The organism is Nostoc flagelliforme FACHB-838 (assembly GCF_014698065.1).
Lineage (GTDB): Bacteria > Cyanobacteriota > Cyanobacteriia > Cyanobacteriales > Nostocaceae > Nostoc > Nostoc flagelliforme_B.
Map to the genome: position 1 here is coordinate 1 of NZ_JACJSI010000388.1, position 5,369 is coordinate 5,369.

Genomic DNA, 5,369 nt, shown 5'->3' on the forward strand with positions numbered 1-5,369 from the left:
ACCTAACAATGTTGCCGACTTTTTACGTCGTTACAATACTTTTTCATCTGCTGTTTAAGCTATTAAAGACTTTTAAGATAATGATAATCAAAAACAGGGGGAGGAGGCGAGCGACGCTCGCCTCCTCCCCCTTCCCTCCATACGATTATCATTCTTATTAAGGATGTTTTGAGTATTTTAACTGATTGACAAAAAGCGCTTTATCTTAATCTTTCACCGATGGCTGGCCAGTAATTCGTAGATATTTAGGAGATGTTAGACCAGCAGCAACCATGATTGTTGCAGGGCTTTCAGACCAAATTCCTGTAGTCCAAAGAACTGTCTGCAAAAATAAACTTCTCAAACCCAGTGGTCAAGAGGGTAATAGAATTTCCATTATCCTTGAAAGTGATATTGGCAACCTCATTGAGATTACTAGGAGCAACACCAGATACAGTCACACCAGAACGCTTAAAAGCGCTCACGTCAAGAGTATCAAAACCTTTTCCACCATCAACAATTGCTCCGCCGAATCCTTTAAAGTAGTCATCCCCTGCACCCAGAGAGAAGTGGATGCCGCCACTGATACTGACTTTTTGTTCAACTTTATCGATTTTACTAGTAGCAGTAACTTTGTCATTACCATTACCAGTGTTGATGGTTCCTTTTCCATAAATGCCATAAGCAGTACCACCAAGTGTGGTTATTGCTTGTCCAGTGAGGATGTCATGGTCATTACCAGTATCGATAGTTCCGTCGTTGAAGATGCCGTAGACATCAGCTTCTACTCCTAAGCTATCCCCAAAACCCTTAATCGTGTCCTTGCCTAACCCTGTTGCGATAGTGGAGTCTAAAATGTTTTGGATGCCAATGCCAGTACTGCCAATTCTGCCTTTGCTACTAGTACCGTCATCGCCGCTTTTGGTGCTGGAAGCGGAATTACTAGTATCACCAATGAGGACGATAGAATCGATGCCACTGCCAGCAGTACCACCAGTACCAGTGCCAGTTATTGTGTCATTTCCGTTTCCTGTATCAAAATTGCCACTATTACTGATGCCGATTCCTGTACCGCCGTCGCCACTTTTAGCGTAGAAAAAAGAATTACCAGTACCATCTGGGAAATATACACCAGTACTGCCAAGGACGGCACCTCCGCCACCAGTACCACCAGTACCAGTCCCAGTTATTTTATTATCTCCGTTCCCTGAATCAAAACTGCCACTGTTGCTGATGCCGATTCCTGTACCGCCGTTGCCACCTTTACCTTCATTGGCTCCCCCAATGTTGCCAGTGGCACCAATCGCACCAGTACCAGTACCAGTGATTATGTCATTTCCGTTTCCTGTATCAAAACTGCTACTATTACTGATGCCAGTTCCAATTCCACCTTTGCCGTCTTTTCCAGCACTGCCTCCCCCACCCCCTTTAGTGGCGCCACCAGTACCAGTGCCAGTGATTATGTCATTTCCATCCCCTGCATTGAGACTACCACTGTTGCTAATGCCAATTCCACTTCCGCTATTTCTATTGGCAATATTGCCACCAATACCGATACCAGTGATAGTGTCACTTCCATACCCTGCATTGAGTCTACCACTATTGTTGATACCAGTACCATTGATATCAGTTGCATTTTTAGCCTGGGGTATAAATTTGCCGCCAAAAGCGCCACTACCTTTGCCAATAATACTGTCATTCCCATCATCTGTGTTAAGAGTACCACTATTCTTAATACCAGTACCAGTACCAACTTTTGTAACCTTAGTACTACCAATACCAGTACCAGTAATACTGTCATTTTCTGAAAATGTACTAATGACACCTGCATTTAAAATCTCAATACCAATTGCCGCAGATGGATCTAATTCTTCCCCAACTAAAGTATCAATACCAGAAGTCCCAGTGAAATTAGGTGGAAATGTAAGTCTAGGCATGAGCAAAATCTTTTTAATATCGGTTAGTAGGTCGGTTTTCTCATTTGCATAAGCAGTTTTTAAGCCACTTACAACTAAATAAAACACTCTGAAGTCGATGAGATTTTAAGCTTTTATCGCAACTAACATAGGCAGTGTTTACAAAAAACCTCCGATTCGCATAAGAGCGTTTAAATAGTGAGATTGCAATTTGAGGCTTTAGCTTTTTAGGATTTACTTTAAATTCCTTTGAATATTTAAAGATGATGAATCACAGTCAGAATACATTTTGTGACTCATTGCTAACCCAAATTGTTTTTACAAATGCGCCTCCCTTATACAAAGCAGTAGTTGCTCCCAGATCAAGTAAACCTCAATTAATGATCGTCAAGCAAGTACCTACATAACTTACATTGGGCATATAAGTTTTATGCAGAATCAGCCAATTGTTTACAAAAGTTCATAAGAAACCCTGCCTGATAATTTGACAGATCCAGTGTCTGTTGAGTTTTCAGTTCCATCCCATAAGTTTTTCGCAGACAACACGCAATCTTTACAAAAGTTGACTAACTGCACTACAGCCAATGTTTTCTCTGTAAGCTAAAAAGGAGGACGGGTCGCACTATGGGGTTATCGTGTTCGTTACAGTTTTTTGTCCGTGCTCGAAATTTTCAAGTGCCTAGAATGACGATTTTCGTTCAAATTCAGTAAATCGCAAAGTTTTTTCTAACAGAGCGATGCCTGCGGCGGGCTACGCCTACGCCAATATTTTGTAACTTGAGATACATTTTCTGCGCAACTATCTTAACCTGTAGGCTGGGATAAATTATTTTTACTTATAGTTAAGCAACTTTTAACAACTGCTAACCCATCGGACATCATATAACCCCATTTCTTTGAGGGTTGACAAAAACAATCAGTCCTAAAAAATTTTTTAGAGGAAGAAATAAAAGAGTATTATCCTAATGATAATTTGGATTTTCTTCTGGAAAGAGTTTCTTCTGCATGATAACCATTTTTAAATGACTAAATCGCTTAATAGCATTCGATGGTCGGAATTTCCACCTTTGATAGTTTTACAATCTACCACTTTGATATCATTACTAACAAAAATATGATCTATGGGCAGCTTAATTACGCCTATAATCAAGGCTGGTAACTGAACATAAGTTGTCGGTTCAATCCATGAAGGTTCTACTCCAAAGCCCAATTTTGTATTGTGTAGTCCCGTTTTTTCAACTAGTCTTTTATAGTAGGGCGACCAAGGAGTTAGGTTTAAGTCACCTGCAAATATTAGTCTTTTATCCTTTTGAGCTTGTAAGTACTGAGTTACTTCAGCTAATGCGGTGTTACGTTTAGCAAAAACATCAGGTTTGATCGGTACTGAAGGGTGGGCTGCTACTAAAGTGATATTTTTAGTGCCAGTTTTTACAGATGTGGTTAAAATTGTTCCTGCACTTAGTGTCTTTCCTTGAGGATTTACCAACCCAAAGCGGCTAAAAACAGCCAACCCACCACCAGGAGTCCGGTAAGTAAAGGGTAAAGTATCTTGCAGGTGCTTGGTTAGTTCCTTCATAGCTGGCGGGCTGATCTCGATTAATACAGCTATGTCAGGCTTTTGCTGTTCAACAAGATTAGCGACCCTGGTCAACTGAGTATTTTGAATATTGATGTTAAATTCTATAATTCTAAGAGATTCGCCTCGCCCTTGATGGCTATTAGGCAGATACCAAGGTAATATCCAAACGCTATTAAACGCTAGCAAAGCAAGAGCAAAAAACAGTGTGCCCTGCCAGCGAATTCCAGCCAACCAAGCACACAAAATTCCGATAGTGATCAGTAAAGAGCCTAAAAAGTAATAAACTCTGCCGTGACTTAATAACTCGAAAGGATACCACCAAAGGAAACCAACACCTATTGAAAGAAGGGCAGTAATCCCTAGTAGAAGGTTCAATAAAATTTGGCTATAAGACTTTAACATCTAATACTGATATCTATACACAAAGGTACTTAGCTATATATACAGTACTTACAAAGCTTATTACTGAAATTATACTAATTTTTAGTCAAACCATGACAGCCGATGCTGTGAGGGACTTCCACATTACGTGAAATTGTTGAATCAGTAATCTGCATAGATACTTATAAAATTAGTTCTGTTACATACGAAAGATTTGTATTATGGCAACAGCCCCAATAAGTCCCCTAATATTTTGTATCCCCATTTGAGTGTTAGTAATCCGCAGAAAATTGCTAGGATCAGACTACCTATGATACCTGTGGTTATAGGTTCTGCATATCCAAACCAACCTGTATAACTCCAATACAATGCAGCGATCGCTACTCCAGTTATTGCACCAATACCAAAACGCTTAATTAAGCTACCAACCTTTTCGGGTTTTAATTCAGGTGTATTTACTTCAGGGGGTAATGGGTTCATAAAAAACCTTTGCCTTTTTGGACAACAGAGGCGCTCTGCTTCCCATTTTAGTCTTACTTAGTTATCGAATAAACATTCTTGTTACTTTTTACCAGTTTGAGTTAAGTTGGGCGAATAAGCGCACTGCTTCACTCACTTTCGTGCGCTCACTCAAAACCTTGAGACAACAAATCATCCGGCTATGTCTTTACCACTCTTATAAGTCATCGCTCTAGGTTTTCTCTTCTTGAGAGGGACTACTGATTTCTTGGGTGCTTGTGGCGGACGGCATTTCTCGCAATATAAAGGTCGAACACCAAAGGTTTCTCGTTGTGTGGGTTGTTCGCATTGCTTACATACGAAGTTGAAAACGCGGGTGTGAATTTCCCGCTTATGCGCTCTGACGGTGTACTCTCGGACTTCAATAGTTTTGCTGGGCATTGACTGATTACTGTTGTGGACTTACTTCTTTAATATAGTTTTTCGTCTTAGTTATACAAGATCCGTGCATCATCTGACGAATTCGCTCTCGGCTGAGGTTTAGCTGTTGGCCAATCTGAGCGGGATTGAAATGTTGATCGTTCTCTAACCCAAAGCTTAAAGTCAACATTTGACGCATAGCTATCAATGATTCTAAGAATTTAGTTATTCAATTTCTGACTCAATTTTCCTTACTTAGATAGCCAAAAAGATTAACTTGGCACAGACTCAATTCGTCGTTATACAAAATTATTTTAGTTTTTTGTTTGTTTAACCAAGCTGATATTCGACGTTTATGTTAATCAAATCGGCTGCAACAACCTCTGCCATAATCTTGTGTAACGCTGCTGGTCATCTGTAGTCCGCACAGCCAAAGATATTGCTTTTTTGTCACCGATGATGATCGCCAACTTTCTTGCACGGGTAAGCCCTGTATAAAATAGGTTACGCGATAGCATCATACCACAAGCTGACTATTGTATGGGTAGTGAAAGTTTTCCCCACGCCAGGACCGCCAGTGATAATCATCAATGGGGAATAAGCCGCTATCTCCACAGCTTGCTGCTGCTGTTGCG

Annotated in this window: 6 protein-coding genes and 1 pseudogene; all 7 read right to left on the reverse strand. The window is 40.4% G+C overall.

The genetic code is table 11. The features are described 5' to 3' along the window. Positions 1-290: 290 nt before the first annotated feature. Positions 291-1,916 carry a beta strand repeat-containing protein gene (locus H6G97_RS44460; protein ID WP_190946858.1) on the reverse strand — a complete coding sequence of 542 codons (1,626 nt, stop codon included), beginning with the start codon at positions 1,914-1,916 and terminating at the stop codon, positions 291-293. Between the two features lie 997 nt (positions 1,917-2,913). Beyond that, positions 2,914-3,876 carry an endonuclease/exonuclease/phosphatase family protein gene (locus H6G97_RS44465; RefSeq protein WP_190946859.1) on the reverse strand — a complete coding sequence of 321 codons (963 nt, stop codon included), beginning with the start codon at positions 3,874-3,876 and terminating at the stop codon, positions 2,914-2,916. A 198-nt stretch (positions 3,877-4,074) separates the two neighbouring features. Then, on the reverse strand, positions 4,075-4,335 hold the full coding sequence (locus tag H6G97_RS44470; protein ID WP_190946860.1) for a hypothetical protein: 261 nt from the start codon (positions 4,333-4,335) through the stop codon (positions 4,075-4,077). Positions 4,336-4,506: 171 nt separating this feature from the next. Continuing rightward, positions 4,507-4,755 carry a hypothetical protein gene (locus H6G97_RS44475; RefSeq protein WP_190943031.1) on the reverse strand — a complete coding sequence of 83 codons (249 nt, stop codon included), beginning with the start codon at positions 4,753-4,755 and terminating at the stop codon, positions 4,507-4,509. Between the two features lie 7 nt (positions 4,756-4,762). Next, positions 4,763-4,933: a sigma factor-like helix-turn-helix DNA-binding protein gene (locus tag H6G97_RS44480; RefSeq protein ID WP_190946861.1), complete on the reverse strand. Its 171-nt coding sequence runs from the start codon at positions 4,931-4,933 to the stop codon at positions 4,763-4,765. A gap of 163 nt (positions 4,934-5,096) precedes the next feature. Then, positions 5,097-5,255 (reverse strand): annotated as a pseudogene (locus H6G97_RS44485) (ATP-binding domain-containing protein); the annotation flags it as partial. Continuing rightward, entirely contained in the window at positions 5,239-5,322 is an 84-nt protein-coding gene (locus tag H6G97_RS56375; protein ID WP_422394279.1) for an AAA family ATPase, read from the reverse strand. The pseudogene H6G97_RS44485 and the gene H6G97_RS56375, both read right to left, overlap by 17 nt. Positions 5,323-5,369: the final 47 nt, after the last annotated feature.